Raw genomic sequence first — 25,023 nt, forward strand, 5'->3', positions numbered from 1 at the left:
CCAGCTGTCACACGCCCGCCGGTGCGCCCCACCAGGTGGTGGGGCGCACTGCCGGCGACGACCTACCGGTTGCCGCCCTGGTCGTGTGGGACGGTGACGGCGACGGTGCAGCCGACCGGCCGTCCGATCTCGTCATGGCCGGTGTACGTGAGGTGGTACACCCGGTCCTCCGCGTTGCCGGCTCGGTCGGCCCGCAGCTTGCCGCTCGTGTCCGGCGTGCCGGTGGCGAAGCCACTGACGTCCGCGGCGTCACCCCCGGTCACGCTGGCCAGGGTGAACGCGTTCGGGCCGAGCACCCCGTCGTGCAGGTCCACGGTGACGTTGACGTCGACCAACTTGTGGTTCGGCGGCCACAGGACCGGTCGGTCCGGCACACAATCGAGCTGCCGTACGGGTAGTGGGTTCGCCAGGGTTGCGGTGGCGTGTCCGATGGTCGCGGTGAGCCGGCCGCCTGCTTCGTAGTACATGTGCGCGGTACGCCCGTCGAGGTAGAACGTCGGCGCGGCCGAACGGCCGAGGTCGGGCGCGGCGGACATCGAGTCGTGCACGACGCCGAGGTGGATCTCCTGGTCGAAGTCCTGCCCGACGTCCACCGCGTGCATGTTGCCGTCGGCGGCGTGGTAGATCACCAGGTTGCGGTCGTCCCAGCGCAGGAAGAACGGTCCAGAGGCGTTCGGGCCTTCGATGCCCTGCGGAGTCACGATCGGTTCCGGCTGCATGGCCCAGGTCCGCGCGTCGTTGGAGACCGCCCAGCGGATCCGCCGCGACACTGGCCCGGTCGGTCCCGGCAGCGCAGCGGTCGGGTTGTCCATGAAGACCATCAGGTACCGGGTGCCCAGGCGGGGCACGGACTGCTCGAACACCCGGGCGTACGAGGTCTCGCCGCCGGTCGTGTCGTCCCGGCTGACCGCCGTACCGCCGTAACTGAAGTGGATGCCGTCGTCGGAGGTCGCGTACCGGGTGATGGAGTTCTCGCCGTGGAAGTAGAGGAAGAGCTTGCCCTCGCCCTCGATCCACACCGCGTGCGGCGAGGAGATGTGGCTGACCGTCGAGTAGTACGGCAGCCAGGTGTTGCCGATCAGGGGGTTGGCGACGTATTCGGTCCACGGACCGTTGATCGAGTCGGAGTACGCGAGGGCGATCCCACCGGGACGCTCGTGCGGTGCGTAGTACAGGTAGTAGGTGCCGAGCGGGTTGGGAAAGTAGTCGGCAGCCCGGATGACGCTCGGGAAGATGAACTCGTTCGTCGGGTTGTAGGCGAGGGTGCCCTTGTCGAACGCGGTGCCCTGGTAGGTGAACTGGGGGAAGTCGAGCGAGGCGTCGGCGGCTGCTGGCCGGGCGCCGGCCACGGCGGCGACGAGCAGGCCGGCACTGGCGGCCGCCAGTACAGCACGTCGGGACGACGGGGTGGATGGTCTCGTCATGCGGCTTCCTCTTCGGTCGGTCGGCTCGTCGGCACGAGCGGTGCGGAGTGACGCTGAGTAAGAACACAGGGGACACCGCTCGGCGGACACCCCTGGCATCACCGAGCTAATACGTATTAGCATCTATGTTTCTCGAATGTTGCACGCTCTGCCGCGTCTCTGTCAAGAGCCGGCTCGCCACCCTCCCGGTCCGCCCGCCCCGCCGCCAGCCGATCGGGAACCAGATCGCTAATACGCATTAGTCCAGGGGGTTCATCTCCACGAAATGTTGCGGACACCCCTTGACACATGCCGTCCCACCCACCAAGCTCCTTCCCAACGCCGAGGCTAATACGCATTAGCCCCACCGGAAGGACCTGACGTGACCGCTCCCCCTCGACGCGTCACCCAGCGTGACATCGCGCGGATGGCCGGTGTCAGTCAGGCGACCGTGTCGCTGGTGCTCAACAATCGGACCGACGCCGAGGTCCGCATCGCACCGGAGACCCGGGACCGGGTGTTGCGGGTCATCGCCGAGACCGGGTACGCCGCCGACCCCGTGGCCCGCCGCCTCGCCTCGCGGTACAACCGGATCATCGGCGTCTTCACGTACGAGCCCGCGTTCCCCAGCGGCAGCCGGGACTTCTTCCACCCGTTCCTGCTCGGCATCGAGGACTACGCCGAACGGTTCGGCTGCGACCTGCTGCTGTTCACCAGCGCGCCGGTGGTGGACGGCCGGCGACGAATCTTCCACCAGGACAACCGGCTACGTCTGGCCGATGGGTGCATCCTGCTCGGACGCGAGATCGACGGCGAGGAGCTGCACCGGCTCAACCGCGATGGATATCCGTACGTCGCCGTCGGGCGCCGGGACGACGCCGGCGGCCCGGTCCCCTACGTCGGCGCCGACTACGCCTCGGCGGTGTCCCAACTCGTCGAGATCGCGCTGCGGCACGGTCACCGCCGCCTGACGTACGTGAGTGCGGGCACCACCGCGGAATCCTCCGAGGACCGGCGCCGCGGGTTTCATGCCACCGCGGCGACCGCGGAGAGCGCGGGGCAGATGTCGGCGCTGGCCAGCGAGGCCGACGCCACCATCGACACCCTGCTGGCCGACGGGACCACCGTCGTCTTCGTCGAGGACTTCGCCACGGCGGTCGCGCTGCAGTCGGCAGCCCGTCGGCGCGGCCTGACCGTGCCCGGCGACCTGTCGATCGTGACCCTCGGCGACCCGACGGTCGCGGTCCCCACCGACATCACGTTCACCGGATTCCGCATCCCCCGCGAGGAGATGGGCCGGCAGTCGGTCGAGGTGCTGACGGGCGTCATCGACGGCAGCGCGGACGGCGTCCAGCAGCGACTTCTCCCCTGCGAACTCGTCGAGGGCATCACCCTCGGCACCCCTGATCCGGCGGTTGACCGGCGCTGAGCGGTCGATCGCGCAACTGGAAGGAAAAACGTGGTACTCATGCGTACGGACGTCCTCGTCGTCGGGGGCGGACTGGGCGGCGTCGCCGCGGCGCTCGCCGCGGCCCGGGCCGGCCGGTCCGTCATCCTGACCGAGGAGTTCGACTGGCTCGGCGGGCAGCTCACCAGCCAGGCCGTCCCCCCGGACGAGCACTCCTGGATCGAGCAGTTCGGCGCCACCGCCAGCTACCGGGAACTGCGTAACGGCATTCGCGACTACTACCGTCGTCACTACCCGTTGACCGAACGGTCCCGGGCCTGGACCGACCTCAACCCGGGTGCGGGTTGGGTGAGCCGGCTCTGCCACGAGCCGCGGGTGGCCGTCGCCGTCCTCGAACAGATGCTCGCGCCGCACCTCGGTTCGGGCCGTATTCGGGTGCTCCAGCCGTATCGGCCGGTGGCCGCGGAGACCGACGGGGACCGGGTGACCGGCGTTACCCTCGCGCACCGCGACCGGGACGAGCGGATCGACGTGGTCGCGCCGTACGTCCTGGACGCCACCGAGACCGGCGAGTTGCTGCCACTGACGGGCACGGAGTACGTCACCGGGTTCGAGTCGCAGGCGGAAACCGGTGAGCCGAGCGCCCCGGCCGAGGCTCAGCCGTTGAACATGCAGGCGGTGTCCGTCTGCTTCGCCCTGGACCACGTCGACGGCGACCACACCATCGACCGTCCCGCGGGGTACGACTTCTGGCGCGACTACAAGCCCGACTTCTGGGGTGACCGGCTGCTGTCCTGGAAGTCACCGCACCCGCGCACGCTGGAGATCGTCGAGCGCAGCTTCACCCCCAACCCGGACGACGACCCGTTGAGCGTCAACGCCGACCAACGCCTCAACCCCGGCGACGGCAACCTGTGGACGTTCCGCCGGATCGCCGCGCGGCGCAACTTCACCGACGGCGCGTACGGCAGCGACATCACGCTGGTCAACTGGCCGATGATCGACTATTTCGAGGGTCCGGTCATCGACGTGCCGAACGCGTCGTGGCACCTGTCCAAGGCCCGCGAGCTGTCGTACTCGGTGCTCTACTGGATGCAGACGGAGGCGCCCCGGCCCGACGGCGGCACCGGCTTCCCGGGCCTGCGGCTACGCGGCGACGTGACCGGCAGCGCGGACGGCCTGGCCCAGGCCCCGTACATCCGCGAGTCCCGCCGGATCCGCGCCGAGTACACAGTGGCCGAGCAGGACCTGTCCCTGGCGGTCCGGGGCGACCACGGTGCGGTCAGCTACCCCGACGCGGTGGGCCTGGGCATGTACCGGATCGACCTCCACCCGTCGACCGGCGGGGACAACTACATCGACGTCGGCTCGTGCCCGTTCGAGATCCCGCTCGGTGCGCTGATCCCGCAGCGGATGGAGAACCTGCTGCCGGCCGGCAAGAACATCGGCACCACCCACATCACCAACGGCAGCTATCGGCTGCACCCCGTCGAGTGGAACGTCGGCGAGGTCGCCGGCCTGCTCGCCGACTTCTGTCTGGCGCAGGGCGAGTCCCCGCGCGCGGTCCGCAACACCCCCCGTCTGCTGGCTGACTTCCAGGACCGCCTCACCGCGGCCGGCGTGGAACAGCGCTGGCCACAGATCGCGGGCTACTGAACACACCCCCGTAAGGAGAACATTGTGAAAGCAGGAAAGGCCCTGCGCGGCGTCGCCGTCGCACTGGCCGGCACGCTCGCCCTGACCGCCTGCGGTGGCGGTGACGACGCCGACGACAGCGGCCCGGCGGCACTGCGGATGACCGTCTGGTCGGCCAACGAGGCGCACCTCAAGTTGTTCAACGAGATCGCCGACGAGTACCGCAAGAGCCACCCGGACGTGACCGAGATCAAGTTCGATCCGCTGCCGTTCGACACGTACACCACGACCCTGACCACGCAGATCGCGGGCGGGAACGCACCGGACCTCGCGTGGGTGTTCGAGAATTCCGCCCCCGACTTCGTCACCTCGGGCGCGCTGCTGCCCCTGGACGACACCCTCAAGAAGGCCGATGGCTACGAGTACGAGGACATCTCCCCCGCCACGCTCAAGCTCTGGCAGGACGACGGCAAGCTGTACGCGTACCCCTTCTCCACCTCGCCGTTCGGGGTGTTCGTCAACAACGACATGGTCAAGAAGGCCGGGCAGAAGACCCCGGCCGAGCTGATCGCGGCCGGCCAGTGGAACTGGGACAACGCGCTGGCAACCGCCGCGGCGACGGCGGCGGACTCCGGCAAGGCCGGCATGGTCATCCGGGACTTCGACTACAAGGGCTGGGACAACCTGTCCACCTTCTGGACCGGATGGGGCGCCCAGGCGTGGAGCGAGGACGGCAAGTCCTGCGGCTTCAACAGCCCGGAGATGGTCGACGCGATGACCACCCTGCACAAGGCCACCTTCACCCAGAAGGCGCTGCCCGGTCCGGGCACGACCGCCGACTTCTTCGCCGGTGACTCGGCCATGACGGTCACCCAGATCTCTCGCGCCTCGCTGCTGAAGGACGGCGGTTTCGGGTGGGACCTGGTGCCGCTGCCGGCCGGCCCGAAGGGGAACTACGCGGTGGTCGGCCAGGCGGGTGTCGGTGTCATGAAGAAGAGCCCGCACGCCAAGCAGGCGGCCGACTTCCTGGCCTTCTTCACCAACCCCACCAACTCGGCGAAGCTCGCCCAGTTCTTCCCGGCGCCCCGACAGTCGCAGCTGACCGCCGAGACCCTCGCCAAGACGAACCCGAAGCTCAAGCCGGAGCAGCTGCAGAAGGTCGTCATCGACGGCATCACCAACGGCGTGGTCAAGCCCAGTCACTCCGGCCAGGCCGAGCTGAGCCAGCAGGTCCGCGCCGGGCTCGACCCGCTGTGGCAGCCGAACGCGGACGTCAAGGCCGTACTCGACGGCGTCTGCACCAAGATCCAGCCACTGCTGGCGAAGTAAGGCAAACGATCATGACCCAGACGGACACCAGGGTGGGCTCGGCTGCTGCCGGGCCCGCCCCGGGCCCGGCCCGGCCGTTCTGGACCAGCCGCCGCCGGGACCAGCTCGCCGGTTACGTGTTCATCGCCCCGCAAATGCTCGGCAGCATCGTCTTCGTGATCCTGCCGCTGATCCTCGTGCTCTGGTACAGCCTGCACGAGTGGAACGTGCTCGCCGGAACCTTCGACTTCGTCGGCACCGACAACTACAAGGCTCTCGCCGATGATCCCAACCTCGGCGAGGTGCTGCGCGCCACCGGGCTGTTCTCCGTCGGCCTGGTGGTGCTCAACCTCGGCCTGGCCCTGCTTCTGGCAGTCCTGCTGAACCAGAAGCTGCGGGGCACGATCGTGTTCCGCACGCTGTTCTTCTCCCCCGTGGTGGTCTCGCTGGTGGCCTGGACCATCGTCTGGGGCTTCCTGCTTCAGGACAACGGCGGGATCAACGGTCTGCTCGACACCATTGGCGTGGACGGGCCGAACTGGCTGCGCGGCGAGGGCACCGCGATGGTGTCCGTGATCGTCGTGCAGGTGTTCAAGAACGTCGGCCTGAACATGGTGCTGTTCCTGGCCGCCCTTCAGGGTGTGCCGGGCGAGCTGTACGAGGCCGCCGAGGTGGACGGGGCGAGCCGGATGCGCCAGTTCTGGCGGATCACCGTACCGCTGATCAGCCCCACGATCCTGCTGACGTCGATCATCACCGTGGTCGGGTCGTTGCAGGTCTTCGCGCAGATCTCGGTGCTCACCCAGGGCGGCCCGGGCGCATCGACGACGGTCCTCGTCTACTACCTGTACCAGCAGGCCTTCCAATTCCATCACTTCGGCTACGGCGCCACGCTGTCGATCGTCCTGTTCGCCATCGTGCTCGCCCTCACCGTGCTGCAGTGGCAGATGCGCAAGAGGTGGGTCTTCCATGAGTCGTGACCTGTCCCGCCGGACCAAGCTGGTGCTCTACGGGGTGCTGCTGGTCCTAGCGATCCCGTTCGTCTTCCCGACCTGGTGGATGGTCACCTCGTCGCTGAAGCCGGTGGCGGACATCTTCGCCTTCCCGCCGAAGCTCCTGCCGACCAATCCCCGATTCGACGCCTATGAGCGGGTGTTCGAGTTGCAGCCTTTCGGGCAGCAGTACCTGAACAGCCTCTACATCGCGCTGGTCGTCACGGTCGGCACCATGGCCGTGGCGGCGCTGGCCGGCTACGCCTTCGCGCGCATCCGGTTCCGGGGCCAGAACGTGTTGTTCCTGGTCGTCCTCGCGGGCCTGCTCATTCCGAGCGAGGTGACGATCGTGCCGCTGTTCCAGATGTTCTTCAAACTCGGCCTGGTCAACACCCACTGGCCGCTGATCCTGGTGCCGATCTTCGGCGCGCCGAGCGTCCTGGCGACGTTCATCATGAGGCAGTTCTTCATCAGCCTGCCTGGTGAGCTGGAGGAGGCGGCCCGGGTCGACGGGCTGGGCCGATTCGCCACCTTCTGGCGGATCGCCCTGCCGCTGTCGCGGCCGGCGCTGGGCGCGGTGGCCATCTTCACCTTCCTGCACAGCTGGAACCTCTATCTGGAACCGATCGTGTTCCTCTCCTCTCCGGAGAAGTTCACCCTGCCCCAGGCGCTCACCCAGTTCGTCGACGCCTACGGCGGCCCCATGTGGGACGTCCAGATGGCAGCGGCGTCGATGACCGCCCTGCCCGTCCTGGTGGTGTTCGTCATCGCGCAGAAGCAGTTCGTCGAGGGCCTCGCGCACACCGGCCTCAAGGGATGACGACACCGGTTGTCGGTATCGACATCGGTGGCACCAAAACGGCAGTCGCGCTCGTCGACCGGGCCGGACGGGTGTTGGAGCGCCGCGAGGCGCCCACGCCCGCCCGGTCCGGGCCCGAGGCGGTGCTGGACGTCGCCGCCCGGCTGGCCACCGACCTGCTCGGCGCGACCGCCGGACCGGTGGGCGTGGGCACCGCCGGCACTGTCGACCCGGCGACCGGCAGCATCCGGTACGCCACCGACAGCCTGCCGGGCTGGACGGGCACCCCGGTCGCCGACGCGCTGGCCACCCGGCTGGGTCGAGGAGTGCGGGTCGTCAACGACGTGCACGCCGCCGCGCTCGGCGAAAGCTGGGCAGGCGCCGGACGGGACCGCGCTCATGTGCTGCTGGTGGCCGTCGGCACCGGGCTGGGCGGGGCGATCGTCCGCAACGGCCGGGTCGAGGCCGGCGCCCGCGGGGCAGCCGGCGAGGTCGGGCACCTGCCCGCCCCGGGCGCCGAACGACTGCGGTGCGGGTGCGGCCGCCACGGGCACCTGGAGGCGATCGCCTCCGGCAGCGGGCTGGCCGCCGCGTACGCCATCGAGACCGGCACCCACGTCACCGGGCGGACCGTGGCCGAGCGCGCCGCCACCGGCGACGGGGCCGCCCAGCGGGTCGTGCAGCGGGCCGGAGCCGTCCTCGGCGCGACCCTCGCGGGGTTGGTGGCGCTGCTCGATCCGGACGCTGTCCTGGTCGCCGGCGGGGCCGCCGGCTCCCTACTGCCCGCCGCGTCCGCCGCCTACTCGGCCGAGGTGCCCGCCGGCTGGGCCGACGTTCCACTGCTGCCCGCCACGCTGGGCGTCGACGCGGTCCTGGTCGGCGCCGCCCGACTGGCCATCGACTGACCCCACATCGAAGGGACCAACAGGTGAACGTGCTCGACGACCTGGCCGGCGGGCTGGTGGTGTCCTGCCAACCGCTGCCCGACGACCCGGACGATCCGATGCGGGATCCGTACGTCCAGGCCCGGGTGGCGGCCGCTGTGGTACGCGGCGGCGCCGTGGCGGTCCGGGTCAACGGACCGGACGACATCCGGACCGTACGGGCCGCCGTCGACGTCCCGGTGATCGGGCTGTACAAGCACGGCACCGCTGACGTCTTCATCACCCCGACCGCTGCCCACGCGCTCGAGGTGGCGCTGGCCGGCGCGGAGATCGTCGCGATCGACGCCACCGACCGCCCGCGACCGGACGGCCGCGCCTTCGCCGACACGGTTCGCGTGCTCCGCGAACGGACCGACGCACTGATCCTGGCAGACGTCTCCACCGCCGCCGAGGGCGTCGCAGCCGTCGAGGCCGGCGCCGACGCCGTTGCCACCACGCTGTCCGGCTACACACCGGCCAGCCCACCAACCGACGGGCCCGACCTCGGGCTCGTGGAGCGACTCGTCGCACTGCTGCCCGTGCCGGTGATCGCCGAAGGGCGGTACCGCAACACGGAACAGATCGGCCAGGCCTTCGAGGCAGGTGCCCACGCGGTGGTGATGGGCAACGCCGTCACCTCACCGCTCTGGATCACCCGCCGGCTCGTGCCGGCCACCCCCCGCGCGGCGAGCGCACCGAAATAGAGGAGTGAACATGAGAAGACGCACCCTTCTAGCCACCGGCATGGCCGGGCTGACCACCCTGACCGTGGGCCGGCCCGCATTCGCCGGGCCCGCCAAGCGGCAGCTGACCGTGGCGCTGGTCCCGTTGGATGACCGGCCCGTCAACACGTACGCGGCGCAGATGACCGCGGCCAGCGCCGGCGCCCAGGTGCAGCTGCCGCCACGGGAGTCGCTGGGCCGCTTCTTCACCCCCGGCGACGGCGCCGCCATCGCCCGCTGGCTCGGCACCATTAACGGCGTCGACGGGTACGTGATCTCGGTCAGCATGCTCGCGTACGGCGGCCTGATCGCCTCCCGCACCGCAGCCCCGACGCTGGCCGCCGCCCTGGCGAACCTGGCCGCGATTCGCACCCTGCGCTCCACCCGGCCGGAGGCGGTGATCGAGGTGCACGACACCATCCAGCGCCTCGCCATCACCAGCACGGGCACCGAGCTGGATCGGTACCGCGACCTGCTCGTCTCCTGGGCCAAGCTCTACGACCAGGTGACGAACCTCGGGCAGGAGGAGCTGCGAGCGCAACTCGACGCCGTCCGGGCACAGATCCCCGACCAGGTCGTCGAGGACTATCTCGCCGCGCGGGCCCGCAACCACCAGGTCAACCGGCTCATGGTCGAGTGGGTCGCCGACGGCACCATCAACCACCTCGTGCTCTCTGAGGACGACACCGCGCCGGTCGGCCTGGCCCGTGCCGAGCGGGTGGAACTGGAGGCGCTCGTCGACCAACTCGGCGTCGGCGACCGGGTGGAGATCTTCCCCGGTGCCGACGAGGTCAACGCGCTGCTGGTCGCGCGGGTGATCGCGGCCGGCACCGGCCCCACCTACCGCGTGGAGTACGCCGGCGTCTCCGGTGAGGCCTGGACCGCACAACTGGAGGGCATCCCGTTCGCGGAGAACATCCGCCGGCACGTCACCTCGGTCGGAGGACGGGTCGTCAGCGGCGACGCGGACATCGTGCTCGCCGTGAACACCCCCTCATCGGCACCCGGGCAACGGGCCGCTGACCTGGACGCCTTCGTCGGGCGGATCGGCAAGCTGCTGGCCGCCGGCACTTCGGTCATCGTGGTGGACCCGCTCATCGTGAACAAGGCGGACCACGACCTGGTCGCGCGGATGGAGAACCAGCTGGATCTCGCGGCGCTGCTGTCGTACTCGGGGTGGAACACCGGCGGCAACGCGCTCGGCCTGGCGCTCGGTCACGGCACCGCCCGGTGGGCGTACCTCCGCGCCTCCGGCAGCGGTTTCGGCGTGCCCGACCTGCGCGGGCCGGGCCAGGCCCACGCCGAGTACCTGCTCTACCGGTTCGTCAAGGACGACCCGTGGAAGAACATCGTGCAGGTCGAGGCGTACGCGCACGCGCGGGCGCAGGGCTGGGACCCGCTCGCTCTCACCTCCGAGCAGAAGACCTACTTCGACGGTTGGGTCAGGGAGCGGCTGGTACCCGTGACCGAGCGGTACTTCGCCGACCACTTCGCGGGGCACCGCATCGTGCTGGGACGGCGAGGCGCGAAAACGTTCACGGCGACGCTGGCTAGCTTCGAGTCAGCGCGTGTCGAGCTGCCGTGGGACCGGCTCTTCGAGGTGGTCCTCGAACCTCGGCTGCGACTGTCCTGACCGGTGACCGTCTGATGCTCCGATAGGACCGTGGAGCATCAGACGGTCAGGTCGGCGCGTACGAGAGCCTTCGCGACAGCGGTTCGCAGGATGTCGTTCGTGCCCTCGGCGACCTGGACGCCGTCGCGGCGAGCCGGAGTGCTCGACTGCGGGCTCGCACTCACTCCCGGACATCGCTGAATATCTTGCTTTCTCGCCTGGTCGCGTCCGTACTGATCGCTAAGAAACCCCACGACGACGAGTTCTCCGCCCCACCCTCGCCCAGTGGATGCCATCGACTACCGTGCCGGGAGTTGATCGCGCCCGCTCCGACCAGCCCACTAGGGAGTATTCGTGCGTCTGCGCACCACAGTCGCCGCTGGTTCGCTCGCACTGGTGATGGCCCTGGCCGTCAGCGGTTGCGACAGTCTCGGCGGGACCGACGACTCCGGCGGTGCCGCGAAGGGGACCACCGGTTTCGCGCCCGGTCAGCCCGACGAGATGGGCACGGTGATCGCGAGCCGGGACATCCAGATCAGCGAGAGCGGCAGTCTGTTCCGGGTGAAGGTGGAGCTGTACCAGCTGCGACGGGACAAGGGGTTCGTCAACCTCAACGTTCGGATGACCCGTACGGATCCGGCGGGCAGCCCGGGACGCTGGCAGATCGCCAGCGCCTTTCAAGGTGAGACCGTCTCGTTGGCCTTCTCCGGCGTGACGTTGGTCGACCGGAAGAACCGCAAGCGGCACCTGGTAGCCCGGGCCGGCGACTCGGATGCGAAACCCGGTCAGGTGACGTACCTCGCTTCGTCGGGCCTCGCCTCAGTCTTCGTCACTCCCGGTCAGTCAGTGGACCTGTACGCCATGTTCGGCGCCCCGCCGGACGACGTCACCGCCGTGGATGTCGTCATCCCTCGTGTCCCGGTGTTCGAGAATGTTCCGCTCGGTTAGCGGGCGTACGGCCCTGGCCGCGACCGCGTTGACCCTCCTGCTGGTCAGCGAACCGGTCGCCGCCTGGGCGGCGCCGACGCCGACACCCACCTCCGGGACCGCGGTCGTGCCCGGGCCCACGCTGGCGGCCGGCGCGCGGGTCGACGCCCCGATCATCGACATCCTGGCACCGACAGACGACATCTACCTGCGTACGGAAGATCTCGACGGCAACAGTCTGGAAGCCGAGTCCGGCGGACGAATCGAGCTGATCCTGGCGGCGGACGTGCTCTTCGCGTTCGGCAAGGCCGACCTCTCGCCGGCAGCCCGCACCCGGCTGGCCGAGATCGCGAGACGACTACGCGCCGAGGCCACCGGCACGGTGCAGATCTTCGGGCACACCGACGCGGTGGGCGACGACGCGCAGAACCTGGCGTTGTCCCTCCGGCGAGCCGAGGCGGTCCGAGCGGTGCTGTCCGCGGAAGGTGGCAGCCAGGTCACCTATGAGATCAAGGGCTTCGGAGAGACCCGGCCCGTCGCGCCGAACACCCTCGGCGGCAAGGACAACCCCAAGGGCCGGGCCAGCAACCGGCGCGTCGAGATCCGGTTCGACAAGTAAGACCGACGGGACCTCTACCAGACGTGGCAGGATGCCCGATCACCAGCTCAGTGGCCACCGTCGGCGGGGGCGATCGGCTCCGGGCTGGCGGGCACGCCTACTCCTTCTTATACAGATGTTGTCGAGCGGTGGCGGCCCGCCGACACTGCGGGGGAGGCCGGCAGGGCCGCCACAGGCTCATTCCCGGTTCAGCAGGTAAGCCCGGTCCGCGTCGATGGCCACGTCCACATTGGTTCCCTCGGCCACCGCATCCCGTGGGTCCTTGCCCGACTCGGTCACCGTGACGGTGCCGCCGGTCGTCTCCACCTCGTAGTCGATGCTCGGCCCGTGGAACGTCGACCGCAGCACCACGCCCAGGCCGGTCCCACCATCGGTGACCGGCGACAACGTCACCGTCTCGGGACGGACCATGAGGTACGCGTCCCCCGATCCGGCCACCACCGTCGAGTGGGCGGGCACAGTCAGCCGCCGGCCGAGCACCGTCACCGTCGCCTTACCGTCGGCGATGCTCTCCGGCACCGTCTCGATGAAGTTGGCCCGACCGATGAAGTCCGCCACGAAGACACTGGCCGGGCGGGCGTAGATCTCGCCGGGCGTCGCCACCTGCTCGACCTTGCCCTTGTTCATCACCACGACCCGGTCGGACATGCTCATCGCTTCGTCCTGGTCGTGGGTGACGTAGATGCTGGTGATCCCGAACATCTTCTGGATGCGACGGATCTCGGTCCGCATGGCGTCGCGCAGCTTCGCGTCCAGGTTTGACAGCGGCTCGTCGAACAGGAGCACCTTCGGCTGCACCACCAGTGCCCGGGCCAACGCGACCCGCTGCTGCTGGCCGCCGGAGAGCTCGTGCGGGCTACGGTCCTCCAGGCCGACGAGGTTCATGCTGGTCACCGCCATCCGCATGCCCTCGGCGATGTCGGCCTTGGTGCGCCGCTGCAGCTTCAGCCCGTACGCGATGTTCTGCGCGACGGTCATGTGCGGGAACAGGGCGTAGCTCTGGAACACCATCGCCATCGGTCGGCGCTGCGGTGGCATGTCGTCGATGGCCTTGCCGTCGAGCAGGATGCTGCCGCTCGTGGCGTCCTCGAAACCCGCCACCATGCGCAGCGTGGTGGTCTTGCCGCAGCCCGACGGGCCCAGCAGGGTGATGAACTCCCCCGGCAGGACGTCGAGCGAAACGCTGTCGACTGCGGTGACGTCCTCGGGACGGCTCCGGAAACGCTTGGTCAGGGCCTCGAGTTGCAGGCGTCCGGTGCTGGCCTCACCACGTCCGGCGGGTGCGAGCGCAGCGGCCTCGGTGGGCGCGGCGACGGTCATCGTTTCGGCCTTTCAGACTTGGCGGTGCGGTGCAGTGCGGCGCCCCCGCCGACGAGCAGTCGGATGATCGCGAAGGCGACCAGGACGAGCACGGTCAGCACCGTGCAGTAGGCAAATGCCACCCCGTACCGGCCGGTGCTCGCGGCGCTGAGCACCTGCGATGTGATGATCTTCGTCTCCGGCGTGACCAGCAGGACGATGGTCGACACGGAGGTCATGCTGCGGGCGAAGCTGTAGCTCAACCCGGTGAGCAGGGCCGGCTTGATCAACGGCAGGGTCACCCAACGGAACGTCTGCAGCGAGTTGGCCCCGAGGTCGGTCGACGCCTGCTCGATCTGCGGATGCAACTGGGTCAGCGCGCCGACCGCCGTCCGTTGCCCCGCCGGCACGCTTCGGATCACGTACGCCACGACGATGGCCATCGCGCCGGCGAAGACCGCGCTACCACCCACCAGGCTGGGGAACACCAGGTAGTCGCCGATGTACCGCTCGGGCCGGTAGGCGAGGACGAAGCCGATGCCCAGCACGGTGCCCGGCACGGCGACACCCAGCGTGCCGCCCAGGTCGAGCAGCCAGGCGGTACGTCGCAGGTGGCGAACCACCAACCAGGCGATGAGCAGGCCGAGGACAGCGGCGATCGGAGTGGCGATGACCGCGAACGTCAACGTGTCGAGGACGGCCTCCACTCCCACCCCGAGCAGTACCTCCTTGAGGTAATCGAGGGTGAAGGTGTTGTCCACGCCGAACACCTTTGTCACCGAGCCGAGGATGACAGTGCTGTAGATGCTCACGATGATCGCGGCGGCGAACAGCGCCAGGGCGTACACCGGCCACCGGCTCCAGCCGGTGATCAGGTGCACGGAGCCCGACGGTCGGCCGGTGATGGTGGTGCGCACCTTGCGGTTGAGCCACCACCGCTGGCCGAAGTACATCGCCAGGGACGGCACCAGCAGGATCACGCAGTAGACGGCGGCGCTGGTGGTGTCGTACTCACCGGTGACCGCCAGGTAGGCGCGGCTGGCCAGCACCGTGTAGTCGCCACCGAGCACCAGCGGGTTGGCCAGGTCGGCGATCGCCTCCACAAAGAGCAGCAGGAACGGGGCGACGAGCCCGGGGGCCAGCAGCGGCAGGATCACGCGGCGCATGATCTGCCAGCGGCTGGCACCCATGTTCATCGCCGCCTCCTCCAACGCCGGATCCAGGCCCCGCATCATGCCAAGCAGGCCCAGGTACGCCACCGGGAACAGCGACAGCGACAGCACGAACACCAGGCCGTCGAGGCCGTAGATGTCGTACTCCAGCCCGAACAAGCCGTTGCTGATCACGCCGCGCCGGCCGTAGAGCACCACCGTGGCGGTGGCGACCGCGAACGGCGGGCTGACGATCGGCATGAGGGCGATGAGGTGCAGGATCTTCTTGCCCGGCACGTCCAGCCGGGCCTGGACGAACGCGAACAGGAACCCCAGGGCGGTGCCGCACAACCCGACCAGCGCCCCGAGCACCAACGTGTTCCGCAGGATGCCGAGATCGACGGAGGAGCTGAAGAACTCGACGTAGCGGGGCAGCGCGTCCGGAGCGAAGGCAGTGGCCAGCACCGCCACGAGCGGGATCGCCGCACCGATCACCACAACCGCCGCACAGACTCCGACCAGGACCCGCAGCCCCGCGCCGAGGCGGCGGCGCCGCCGCGGCGCGACCACCTCGGGTGGGGTCGGGGTGATCACCCCGGGATCGGACAACAACGTGGTCATGACTTCGGCGCCTGCGCGACCTCGGTGTCGAACCGCTTGTTGAGCGCCGACTTCGCCTTACCTGCCGCCACCGCGTCGTACTCCACCATCTTGATGCCGGAGAGCGGGACGACCTTCTCCGACACCTTCGCGTCCGGGTTCGTCGGGAACTGGTACGCCTTGACGCTCGGGCCGACCTCCTGCGCCTCGGTGGTGAGGGCCCAGTCGACGAACTTGCGGGCGCTGGTCGGGTTCTTGGCGTTCTTCACCAGGGCGACACCGCCGGTCTCGTAACCGGTGCCTTCGGCCGGGAAACTCAGCCTCAGGTCGGGGAAGCCGGCCTCCATGGTGGCCACGCAGTCGTGCGCGAAGATGACCCCCACCGCGACCTCACCACGGGCGGTCATCTGAGCGGGCGCCGAGCCGGACTTGGTGTACTGCAGGACGTTCGGGTGCAGCTTGCGCATGTAGTCCAGCGCCTTGCCCTCGTCGCCGCCGGCCAACTGCACCTGGGTCCAGAGCGTCGTGTACGCGGTGCCCGAGGTCGACGGGTGCGCGATGCCGATGTCCTTGGCGAGCTTCTGGTTGAGCAGGGCCGCCCACGAGTCGGGGAGCCCGATTCCCCGCTCCGTCAGCAGCTTGCTGTTGCTGCAGAAGCCCAGGGCGCCGACGTAGACGCCGGTCCAGGTGCCTTGCGGGTCCTTGTACTTGTCCGGGATGACACTCGCCTTCGGGGAGACGTACGGCTCCAGGAGACCCTCGCCGCCGGCGGAGGCGTACCCGTCGGCGGGCCCGCCGTACCAGACGTCGAACTCCGCGTTGCCCTTGCCGGCCTTGATGCGCGCCAGCGCCTCGCCGCTGGAGAGCCGCACGAAGTCGGCCTTCACCCCCGTGGACTCGGTGAACTTCTTCGTGGTCGCCGCGCACCAGTCCTCGGTGGCGCCGCACACCACGTGCACCACACCGCTGTCCTTGCTGGCCTCGGCGCCACCCTCGCGGGCGCAGCCGGCCGCGCCGAGCAGCAGCGAAGCCGCCATCGCTGTCGCCAGCAGTGTGCGGTTGCCCCGTATCTTGTTCGTCGCCATGACGTGGTCTCCCCTACTAAGCCGCCCGAATCAATGCGAGTGGTGTGACGGCCACGTTAAAGGCGTGTGAACGGCGCCCCGGTGACGGCGGCGTAAGTAATGGTGACGCCGCCGTCACCTGGCCGCCGGAGAGGCGTCCCCGTCCTCGGCGGTCCCGGCGGCCATCTCGGGCATCAGGTAGCCGACCCCCCGCAGCGTGCGCACGTACGCCGATCCGTTCGGCGTCCCGGCGAGCCGGGAGCGCAGCCGGTACACCGCGGACTTCACCACGTCTCGTCCGCCGATCAGGTCCGTGGTGCCCCAGACCTCCCGCAACAGGTCCTGCCACGACTGCGGCACGCCGCGGCGCACCGCCAGGTGGTGCAGCAGCTTGAACTCCGTGAACGGCAGGTCGAGCCGGTGCTGCGCCAACGTCGCGGTCTGCGTTGCCGGCTCGATGACCAGCTCACCGACCTGGACCGTGGTGCCCGACCCCCGGCGGCGACGCACCAGCGCCTGCGCCCGCAGCGCCACCTCCCGCGGGTGGAACGGCTTGGTGACGTAGTCGTCGGCACCGTGCTCCAGCCCAGCGATGATGTCGTCACGCTGGGCCAGTGCGGTGAGGAACATGATGGGTGCCTCCGAGCGCGCGCGAATGCGCTGGCACAGGGCCAGCCCGTCCATCGTGGGCATCATGACGTCCAGCACCACGAGGTCCACCGAATGCGTCCGCAGCAGGTGCAGGGCGGTAGCCCCGTCGTGGGCGGTGAGGACGGTGAAGCCCTGGGTCTGCAGAGCGAACTCCACGATGATCGTCATTTGCGGCTCGTCGTCGACCACCAGCGCGGTAGGCCCACCCCCGGGCTGCTCGCCGGCGCGCGTCACGGCCGGTCCGGCAGGGTCAGGAGGATGGTGGTCCCCCGCGTCGACGCAGTGTGCACCATGATTTCGCCTCCGTGCAGCTCCACGATCGTCTTCGTGATCACCAAGCCGAGGCCGGTGCCGTCGGCCAGCGGCCGACCCGTGGCGAAGCGGTGGAACAGGCGTTGCCGCTCCGCCTGACTCATGCCCGCACCGTCGTCGGATACGTACACCGCCACGCCAGTGTCGATCAGCATGACCCGCACGTCGAGATTCCCGCCGGTCGTGGTGAACCGGCTCGCGTTCGACAGCAGGTTGGTCAGCGCCTGGGTCAGCAGCATCGGGTCGGCCCGGATGCGCGGCATCACCTGGGGCATGTCGAGGCTGATGCGTTGCTGCCGCTGCGCACACAACGGTCGCATCGCGGTCACCACCTCGCGCACCACCACCGACACGTCCACCCTCTCCAGGTGTGGGGTGAACAACCCAGCCTCGATCTTGGCTTGGATCAGCAGGCTCTCGCACAGCCCGATGACCTGCGTACACTGCTGATCCAGGACCTGCAGAAAGCGGGCCTGCGCAGCGGTGAGCGGCCCCGGGGTGCCCTCCCGCAACAGATCGACCGCCCCCTTGATCATGCTCAGCGGGGTCCGCAGCTCATGGCTCAACGCGGTCACCTGCTCCGCCCGCCGCTCCACCAACTGTTCGAGGTGTGCCAGCTCGTTGCTCCTTGCGGCGGCCGTGCGACGCATGCTCAGCGCCATGATCGAAGCGCCGACGACACCGCCGACCACGGAGGCCACCGCCACCACCCAAGCGGTGTCCATGCTCGGCCCTCCTCCCATCGGTGGCCCGCCAAACCGGTCGCGGCCCGGAAGGGACGCGGCAGATGTCGGGACCGTGTTTACAGCCGAGTGAACAGTCGACGTTACCGCCGAGTGAACAGTGGACGTAGGTTAGCTTGCCCCAGGCAACGGCTTGCCGGGCGCGTGCCCCGGCACAGTTCACGCTGGTCAAATGCCGTCTCGGCCGTCTGCCGATCAACCGAACGCCCCGACATGGTCGTCACGCTCCGTGAATGATCGGCGGGCCGACGCCGCGCCACCGGACACCTCACCGCGATCGATGAACAGCCCAGACAGCAACCGGCCAGACTGTCACCGTCAGTGTCACTGAGTAGACAATCCGCAATCCCGGTGCAAGTCTTTGCCGCGTGCGACCCTCCCCAGAAGTCAGCGGCGCCAGCGGCACGGCAGCTGGCGCCCAGTCCCCAGCGGACGGTCCGGGTCAGGGCATGGACAGCCCCGAAGATGTAGCAGCCCTGCGGCATCTGCAGCAGGTCCACGCGCCCGTGCTGCTGAGCTTCCTGACCCGCCTGACCAGGGGTGACGTTCACCGAGCCGAAGACATCGTGCAGGAGACGGTGCTGCGGGCCTGGCGGAATCCAGAGGCGCGTAACGCCGAGGGAAACTGGAACCGAGCCTGGCTGTTCACCGTGGCCAAACGCATCCTGATCGACCAGATGCGCTCCGCCGACGTCCGTCCGGCGGAGCTGCCGGTCGACTATATCGACGACCATGCGCAGCCGGACGACGCCATCGAGCGCCTCCTCGACGCGCGTGAGGTCCGGGCCGCGCTCGACTCCCTGCCCGAGCGGCTACGCATCACGCTGGTCGAGATCTTCTTCCGGGAACGGTCGGTGTCCGAGGCCGCCGACGCGCTCGACGTCCCGGCCGGCACCGTCAAGTCACGCACCTTCTATGCACTGCGGGCCATGCGGGAGGCCCTCGTCAGCCGGGGCTTCGATTTCGGAACCGCAGGCGAGAGACGGCCGACCGGCAACGGCGATGCGGGCGAGGCACGCCCAAGAAAATCCGATCAGCTGTGAACCGGGGTAGCTGCCCGGCCGTCATGTGCACGACACGTGCCCACACCCACTGAGCGTAAGAGTGAGTCGATGAAAGCAACCGCAAGTGGCCAGCGCCGCCCGTGGCGACGGCTCATCTCGTCGACGCGTAAGCGCGTCGAGATCGTCGCCCTGGTCGGCGTCATCCTGGCGTCCGGGGCCGTCGGTTTCGAACTGGCCGCCACTGCGGACCCGGACAAGCTGGTCGGGGAGCCGGTTCCGGACGGTGACGTGCCCGCCATCGTGGAGGCAGCCCTGTCCTGCCCCGCCCTCAATCCGCCGAAGCTCGCCGCGCAGATCATGGCGGCGTCCGGCTTCAAGAGCAGCCCCGACATGATCGCCGGTCTCGACCAGGCGGCGTGGGAGAAGTGGCGGCCCTCGTCCGATGCCAGTCGCGCCGACCGGCGAGCAAACATCATCGCGCTGGGTCACCGCACCTGTGAGAACGTGGGTCATCTGCGCTCCGCCGACATCGATGGAGACCTCTGGCCGGCCGCCATCGCCGCGGAGCAGACCGGAGTCAAGGCGGTGCTCGACGCCCGCGGCGTACCGAAAGACGCCAAGCCCTACGTCGACAAGGTGAAGGCGTACGCGGCCTGGTACGCCGAGCAGCCGCAGTTCTCCGAGAAGGCGACCACCCAGCCGGTCGTCGCCGCGGCGGACGGTGAACTCAAGGTGCCCGACGCTCTCGTCCAACCGATCCAGGTCGCCGGAAAGATCTGCCCGCAGATCACGCCGGCCCGGATCGCGGCACAGTTGCGGACACTGTCCGACTTCGACGTGAACAAGCGCACGTCGGACCGTCAGGGTGTCGCCCAGTTCACGCCCACGATGTGGGAGCAGTACCAGCCGGGCGAGGGAACGTCGGTGTGGCGGCCCGCGGACGCGATCCCCGCACTCGGTATCGCGATGTGCGACATGGCGCAGCAACTGTCCGAGCTCAACGGCGAGGACCCGTATCGACTGGCGCTGAGCGCGTACCAGTGGGGAATCGACCCGGTGAGGCGGGCGGCCGGTCTCCCCCGCGTCAACGTCACCCAGCTGGCTGATCAGGTTCCGGCGCACGTCACCGAGTATGAGAAGGACAGCCGGCTCTCCGTCCCCGTGACGAAGCCGAGCCCCACCGTGAAGCCGAGCCCCACGCCGTCGGCGAGCCGGAGCGTCCAGGCCTCGCCGAGCACCAGCCCGTCCGCGAAGCCCAGTGAGAAGCCCCAGGGCCGGAAGCTGTTCGCGTATGAGGCGGGTGCCACGTACCGCCTGGACAGCCCGTGGGCCCAGTCGATCGTGGAGCTCCCTGGCATCAACGAGAACACGCAGCCTGGTAGCCGGGTCCAACTGTGGAAGGACGAGGGGTACAAGGACCAGCGCTGGAAGCTCTACCCGGCGCCGGACAGGCGGCACGTCATCATCACGAGCGCGTGGAACAACATGGCCCTGTCCGTGCAGGACCGTTCCCTGCAGAAGGGATCGAAGATGGCGGTGTACGCGCGTGACGACAACGACGAGAATCAGCAGTGGCTGCTGGAGGACGTCGGCGCCGGGAACGTGGTCATGACCAACCGCCGCTCCGGCTTTGTGATGGAGCTGCTGGGCGTGGACATCGGGCCGACGAGGGACAACGGCACCACCTGGAACGGATACTGGATCCAACAGTTTGACCGTCAGGACACCCAGAGAGACCAGAAGTGGCGATTTGTAAAGCAGTGATGCCGGCCGGGCACGGCGAGCCGGGAAGCTGAGCGGCGTGCCGGACCTACCCGCCCTGGGCGACCATGTGACGGACCTGCTGGGTCCGCACTACATGGGTGTCCTCGATCGCGCCGACAGCGACGCCGTCGACCGGCACCTGCGCGACTGCGCGCAGTGTCGGGTGACGGCCCGCGAGGTGTGCGAAGTCGTCGCCGCCCTCGCGCTGCTCAGCGACGATGTGGCTGTCGAGGAGGCGTCGCCGGTCACCCGACCGGCGGCGCCCGCTGCCCGCCGTGGCGGCTCGGGCTCGGTTCGTCCGGCCGGCGGGCGTCCGGTGTCCGCCGGGCCCGGGCGGCAGCCGCGCCCCCGGCGGCAGCGGCTGGCGCTGGTGCGGGCCGGTCTTGCGCTTGCGGTGGTGCTGTTCGTCGGCTTCGGCGCCCTCTTCGTTCTGGATCAGGTGAGTGACGAGGCCGGGCCGGAGGTGGTGACGGTCGCGGCGAGCGGGAGTGAGCCACGCACCGGCGCGGCGGCCTCGGTGTTCGCGTCGGAGACCGACAGCGGAGTGCACGTGCGGGTCACGGTCACCGGCCTGCGCGCCGGCACCGGCTACCAGCTGTACGCGGTGACGCTCGACGGCCAGACGCGCGAAATCGCATCGTGGACCAGCACCGACACGGTGCAAGAGGTCTCCGGTGACCTGCCGGTGGCGCTGGGCGACCTGGTCTTCGTGACGATCAGCGTGGCGAACGGCGCGCCGTCGGTCACGGTGCACCTTCCCCGAGCCACGTCCACGACACCGCGCTGAGGCACACCGCCTTCGCACCTGCTGAGCGCCGGATGGCGGCGTGGCACGAAGGGATCGCGATGCCGCCGCAGATTGCGTCCAGCCGTGAACCACGATGCCGTCTCGGCCGTCGTGTGTGCAGATCCGCCCTGGGCGACGACAAAGGGAAGTAGAGAATGTTCTGGATCACCCGGTCGGCACGTGGTGCCTGCCTCGCGGTGTTCGTCATGGTGGCTCTGATCGTCGGAGCCGTGAGCCCGGCTTCGGCCGCCGACGAATACGTCAAGTTCTACGCCGTCACGTCGTCGTACCAGGGAGAACCGGAGAACCTCACCAGCATCGCCGCCCGGTTCCTCGGCGACGGGGCGCGGTCCGTCGAGATCCGCAACCTCAACACCGGCCGCCGGCAACCTGACGGCGCCACCCTCAAGGAACCGGGCCAGTTGCGAGCCGGGTGGCTGCTGGTGCTGCCCTGGGACGCCGTCGGCGAGGGCGTCAAGTACGGAGTGCTGCCCGACAAGGCGCCGGCCGCGCCGGTCAAACCGCTGCCCGGCAAGGCCAAGGCCACGCCCACCGCCAAGGCGCGGCCCACCATCCCGCCGGAGCGGGTCTCCGGCGCGGCCGCGGTCCCGAGCAAGGCACCGACGCAGCCCCGCGCGAAGGCGGGGCAGTGTGCGACCACGGCGGCGTCGAGCAGTCGCTCCGACTGGGCGAGCTTACGCCTGGCCGCCGACCAGGCCTGGCCGCAGAGCCGCGGCAAGGGGCAGCTCGTGGCGATCGTCGACTCCGGTGTGGACGGCAGCCTGCCGACCCTCAGTGGTCACGTGGCCGTCGGCATGGACATCACCAGCGGCAGCGGCCGCGGCGACACGGACTGCCTCGGCTCGGGCACCGCAATGGCCGGTCTGGTGGTTGGGCAGTCCACCAACGGCAGTGACGTCAAGGGCGTCGCCCCCGACGCCACGGTGATGCCGGTCCGGATCGTGGGCAACGACGCCAAGGCCCAGCCGGCCGACTCTGCCGCGGCCATCGAGGCCACCGTCGAGGCGGGCGCGACAGTCATCGCGCTGGGCAACTTCGTCGACACGAGCAAGCCCGAGGTGGCCAAGGCGATCATGGAGGCGGTGGCCCGGGACGTCGTCGTGGTGATCGGCGCTGCACGTGCTTCGGTACCGGTCAACCCGGGCGCGGAGATCGGCCCCGGTGTGCTGCGGGTGGGTGGTGTGGCAGTCGACGGCCAGCGAGCCGCCGACTACCGCGGTGGCGGCATCGATGTGGTCGCCCCGGGTGTCAACGTGAGCAGTGTCGGGATCACCGGGGTCGGCGCCGTCGCGGGTAGCGGCACCCAGTACGCGGTGGCCTTTGTCGCTGGCGCCGTCGCGCTGGTCCGGGCCGCGTACCCGGACCTGAGCCCGGAGCAGGTCGCCCATCGTCTCCAGGTGACGTCGGACAAGATGGGCGACGGCGCACAGCCCGACGGCCGATACGGCTGGGGCATGATCAATGCCGCCGCCGCGGTCACGAAGGTGCTGCCCGAGGAGGCCGAGGTGGCCTCACCGGGGCGGGAATCGGGCGGACGGCTCACCTCCGGCAGCTCCGGCGGACGGTCGGCGTTGCTGGCCATCGTGGCGCTGGTCGCGCTCGCGGCAGCGGTGCTGCTCGTGTTCCGGATCCGCCGGCTGCTGCGCGACGACACCGAGAACGACGGTGACGACGACGGCCCCGGGCCGGTGACCGCCGCGCCGCCGGTTCGCGGCGGCGCTCTTCCTCCGGCCTCCGCGCCACGGGCGCCGTCGGTCTCCCGGCGAACGTTCGGCGACCCACCGCCCTCGGACGGCGGGAAGCTGAACCCGGACGACGAGCAAGCCGGCAGCACGGCGTCCGTGGCCAGCGACGGGCCGGGAACCCGGGCTGAGACCGTGGCACTGCCGAAGGCGTCGATCGGAGCCAGGTCGCCCAAGCAGCGTCCAGACGCGCCGTGATGACACCCGCTCCGGGCCGTCGGCGCGGTGATGCTGCCGCGCGACCCCCGGCGCCCCGTCCGCCAAGCTGACCCAGCGCAACGAGTGGTGCTGGTGGGGTTTGTCGCCGCCGACGTGAACCGCGCGTCGGCAGGGCACGTTTCAAGCATTACTGGTGGAAAGTCGGTGAACCGAGGGTCTGATGCGGGTGGAAGAAGTCTCCGGTACGGAAGCCCATGTGGCGGACCTGCTGGCTCTCTACCACCTCGACGCGCTCGACCGGCGTAGTGCGGAGCAGGTCGGCCGCCATCTCCAGTCGTGCCAGCAGTGCCGGGCTGCGGCGACCGAGGTGTGCGAGACGCTCGCCGCGCTGGCCCTGCTCAGCGACGACAGGGATCACCTGCTCAACCGCTACGGGGCCCTGGGGACGGCGGTGCCGCCGGCCTTTCCGGCGCGGTTCGCGCCGCAGGAGCCGGCAGGCCCGCCGCGCAGCGAGGTCCAGCAGACCGACGGGCGCCGGTTCCGGCTGCGACGCGGCGGTACGGGTGCCGAGACGCCCACGGGGGAGGCGTCTGCCGCCGCTGGGCCGGACCTCGGGCGCAGGGAGCTACCGCAGCAGCGGGTGGCACCGGCACCGGTCACACCCCCACCCGTCGCACCGCCACGGGTCACACCCCCGGACGCACCCCCGCCGGCCGCGCTGGTTGAAAAGCCCGCGCCCATTCAGGAGCAGGCCTCGCCGACGGCCGTACCCTCGCCGACGCGGGCCGCCCGACGGCCCGTCGCGCACCCCGCCCAACCCGGCTTCGATCGCGCGCCGGCCATCGCGCATCCGGGCGACGGTCAGCGTGTCTCCCCACGGAAGCGCTTCCTGCCCCGGCGTGCCGTTACCGTCGCGGGCCTGGGCGCTCTGCTCATGGCCGCCCTCACGGTGGCCGGAATCTCCGCGAGGGCGCTGCTCGCCCCGCCGGCCCCGGGAGTGCAGACGAACATCGTCCGTACCGCAGTCGCCTCCGCGACGGACCGGGACTCTGGCGCGACCCTGTCGGTCCTCCTCACCGAAGAAGGCGACCGGGTCACGGTGCGGGCCACCTTGAGCGGCCTGGCCGAGGGCACCGGCTACCGGCTCTACGGCTACACCTTCGACGGCCGGCAGCGGCCGCTGGTCAACTGGACCGGCCGCGCCGGCGTGCAGGAGCTTGACGGTGAACTACCGGTCGGCATCGCTGATCTCTCCCACTTCGCCGTCACCCGCGGCACCCGGGTCGTCGTCACGGCATATCTGCCCCGCGACGCCGGTGCGCCTGCCACCCCCGGCCGGTGAGCCGGGCCACGATCTGAACCGGTCGCTTGCCCCGTT

General features: G+C 69.8%; 22 protein-coding genes. 15 read left to right on the top strand and 7 right to left on the bottom strand.

Translation table 11 applies throughout. The features are described 5' to 3' along the window. Positions 1-62 precede the first annotated feature (62 nt). Positions 63-1,424 (bottom strand): hypothetical protein, encoded by a 1,362-nt coding sequence (locus FBZ33_RS19185; protein ID WP_141910123.1) that lies wholly within the window; start codon positions 1,422-1,424, stop codon positions 63-65. 361 nt (positions 1,425-1,785) lie between these two features. On the opposite strand from FBZ33_RS19185, the gene FBZ33_RS19190 reads away from it, so the two are divergent. From FBZ33_RS19190 to FBZ33_RS19225, 8 genes are read left to right on the top strand one after another with little or no spacing between them, the layout of a single operon-like run. Beyond that, complete coding sequence (locus FBZ33_RS19190; protein ID WP_141910124.1) at positions 1,786-2,832, top strand: LacI family DNA-binding transcriptional regulator; 1,047 nt, start codon at positions 1,786-1,788, stop codon at positions 2,830-2,832. A gap of 39 nt (positions 2,833-2,871) precedes the next feature. Then, complete coding sequence (locus FBZ33_RS19195) at positions 2,872-4,467, top strand: FAD-dependent oxidoreductase (protein ID WP_141910125.1); 1,596 nt, start codon at positions 2,872-2,874, stop codon at positions 4,465-4,467. A gap of 24 nt (positions 4,468-4,491) precedes the next feature. Continuing rightward, on the top strand, positions 4,492-5,775 hold the full coding sequence (locus FBZ33_RS19200) for an ABC transporter substrate-binding protein (RefSeq protein ID WP_141910126.1): 1,284 nt from the start codon (positions 4,492-4,494) through the stop codon (positions 5,773-5,775). A gap of 11 nt (positions 5,776-5,786) precedes the next feature. Beyond that, positions 5,787-6,734: a carbohydrate ABC transporter permease gene (locus tag FBZ33_RS19205; protein ID WP_088949059.1), complete on the top strand. Its 948-nt coding sequence runs from the start codon at positions 5,787-5,789 to the stop codon at positions 6,732-6,734. Next, positions 6,724-7,566, top strand: a complete 843-nt coding sequence (locus FBZ33_RS19210) for a carbohydrate ABC transporter permease (RefSeq protein WP_088949060.1) — start codon at positions 6,724-6,726, stop codon at positions 7,564-7,566. Before FBZ33_RS19205 ends, FBZ33_RS19210 begins: the two co-directional genes overlap by 11 nt. Further along, positions 7,563-8,450: an ROK family protein gene (locus FBZ33_RS19215; RefSeq protein WP_141910127.1), complete on the top strand. Its 888-nt coding sequence runs from the start codon at positions 7,563-7,565 to the stop codon at positions 8,448-8,450. Before FBZ33_RS19210 ends, FBZ33_RS19215 begins: the two co-directional genes overlap by 4 nt. Before the next feature lie 23 nt (positions 8,451-8,473). After that, positions 8,474-9,172, top strand: coding sequence for an N-acetylmannosamine-6-phosphate 2-epimerase (locus FBZ33_RS19220; RefSeq protein ID WP_141910128.1), 699 nt, complete (start codon positions 8,474-8,476; stop codon positions 9,170-9,172). Between the two features lie 10 nt (positions 9,173-9,182). Beyond that, positions 9,183-10,823, top strand: coding sequence for a DUF4127 family protein (locus tag FBZ33_RS19225; RefSeq protein WP_141910129.1), 1,641 nt, complete (start codon positions 9,183-9,185; stop codon positions 10,821-10,823). 38 nt (positions 10,824-10,861) lie between these two features. Here FBZ33_RS19225 and FBZ33_RS33435 read toward each other — a convergent pair whose 3' ends face one another. Further along, complete coding sequence (locus tag FBZ33_RS33435) at positions 10,862-10,987, bottom strand: hypothetical protein (protein WP_255508959.1); 126 nt, start codon at positions 10,985-10,987, stop codon at positions 10,862-10,864. A 169-nt stretch (positions 10,988-11,156) separates the two neighbouring features. Here FBZ33_RS33435 and FBZ33_RS19230 point away from each other — a divergent pair, with 169 nt between their 5' ends. After that, positions 11,157-11,750, top strand: a complete 594-nt coding sequence (locus FBZ33_RS19230; protein ID WP_141910130.1) for a hypothetical protein — start codon at positions 11,157-11,159, stop codon at positions 11,748-11,750. Beyond that, a complete protein-coding gene (locus tag FBZ33_RS19235) occupies positions 11,734-12,348 on the top strand; it encodes an OmpA family protein (protein WP_157744032.1) in 615 nt (204 codons plus the stop codon). Before FBZ33_RS19230 ends, FBZ33_RS19235 begins: the two co-directional genes overlap by 17 nt. Before the next feature lie 177 nt (positions 12,349-12,525). Here the strand turns inward: FBZ33_RS19235 and FBZ33_RS19240 are convergent, their stop codons facing one another. From FBZ33_RS19240 to FBZ33_RS19260, 5 genes are all read right to left on the bottom strand, one after another. Next, a complete protein-coding gene (locus tag FBZ33_RS19240) occupies positions 12,526-13,668 on the bottom strand; it encodes an ABC transporter ATP-binding protein (protein WP_099855170.1) in 1,143 nt (380 codons plus the stop codon). Continuing rightward, entirely contained in the window at positions 13,665-15,419 is a 1,755-nt protein-coding gene (locus FBZ33_RS19245) for an iron ABC transporter permease (RefSeq protein ID WP_141910131.1), read from the bottom strand. The genes FBZ33_RS19240 and FBZ33_RS19245 overlap by 4 nt, the downstream gene beginning before the upstream one ends. Beyond that, the gene (locus FBZ33_RS19250; RefSeq protein ID WP_141910132.1) at positions 15,416-16,483 is read right to left on the bottom strand and encodes an ABC transporter substrate-binding protein; all 1,068 of its coding nucleotides are present in this window, start codon (positions 16,481-16,483) and stop codon (positions 15,416-15,418) included. Before FBZ33_RS19250 ends, FBZ33_RS19245 begins: the two co-directional genes overlap by 4 nt. Before the next feature lie 114 nt (positions 16,484-16,597). Further along, the gene (locus FBZ33_RS19255) at positions 16,598-17,347 is read right to left on the bottom strand and encodes a response regulator transcription factor (RefSeq protein ID WP_370453022.1); all 750 of its coding nucleotides are present in this window, start codon (positions 17,345-17,347) and stop codon (positions 16,598-16,600) included. Next, positions 17,344-18,150, bottom strand: a complete 807-nt coding sequence (locus FBZ33_RS19260; RefSeq protein ID WP_185755338.1) for a sensor histidine kinase KdpD — start codon at positions 18,148-18,150, stop codon at positions 17,344-17,346. Before FBZ33_RS19260 ends, FBZ33_RS19255 begins: the two co-directional genes overlap by 4 nt. Before the next feature lie 467 nt (positions 18,151-18,617). Between FBZ33_RS19260 and FBZ33_RS19265 the strand changes: the two genes are divergently transcribed. From FBZ33_RS19265 to FBZ33_RS32815, 5 genes are all read left to right on the top strand, one after another. Beyond that, positions 18,618-19,211 (top strand): sigma-70 family RNA polymerase sigma factor, encoded by a 594-nt coding sequence (locus FBZ33_RS19265; RefSeq protein WP_141910134.1) that lies wholly within the window; start codon positions 18,618-18,620, stop codon positions 19,209-19,211. Between the two features lie 69 nt (positions 19,212-19,280). Continuing rightward, positions 19,281-20,936: an RICIN domain-containing protein gene (locus FBZ33_RS19270; RefSeq protein ID WP_141910135.1), complete on the top strand. Its 1,656-nt coding sequence runs from the start codon at positions 19,281-19,283 to the stop codon at positions 20,934-20,936. Between the two features lie 37 nt (positions 20,937-20,973). Beyond that, positions 20,974-21,723 carry a zf-HC2 domain-containing protein gene (locus FBZ33_RS19275; protein ID WP_141910136.1) on the top strand — a complete coding sequence of 250 codons (750 nt, stop codon included), beginning with the start codon at positions 20,974-20,976 and terminating at the stop codon, positions 21,721-21,723. Between the two features lie 155 nt (positions 21,724-21,878). Next, entirely contained in the window at positions 21,879-23,684 is a 1,806-nt protein-coding gene (locus tag FBZ33_RS19280; protein ID WP_141910137.1) for a S8 family serine peptidase, read from the top strand. Between the two features lie 181 nt (positions 23,685-23,865). Next, the gene (locus FBZ33_RS32815; RefSeq protein ID WP_185755339.1) at positions 23,866-24,987 is read left to right on the top strand and encodes a zf-HC2 domain-containing protein; all 1,122 of its coding nucleotides are present in this window, start codon (positions 23,866-23,868) and stop codon (positions 24,985-24,987) included. Positions 24,988-25,023 lie beyond the last annotated feature (36 nt).

This window comes from Micromonospora sp. A202 (genome assembly GCF_006715105.1).
GTDB classification, from domain to species: Bacteria; Actinomycetota; Actinomycetes; order Mycobacteriales; family Micromonosporaceae; genus Micromonospora; species Micromonospora zamorensis.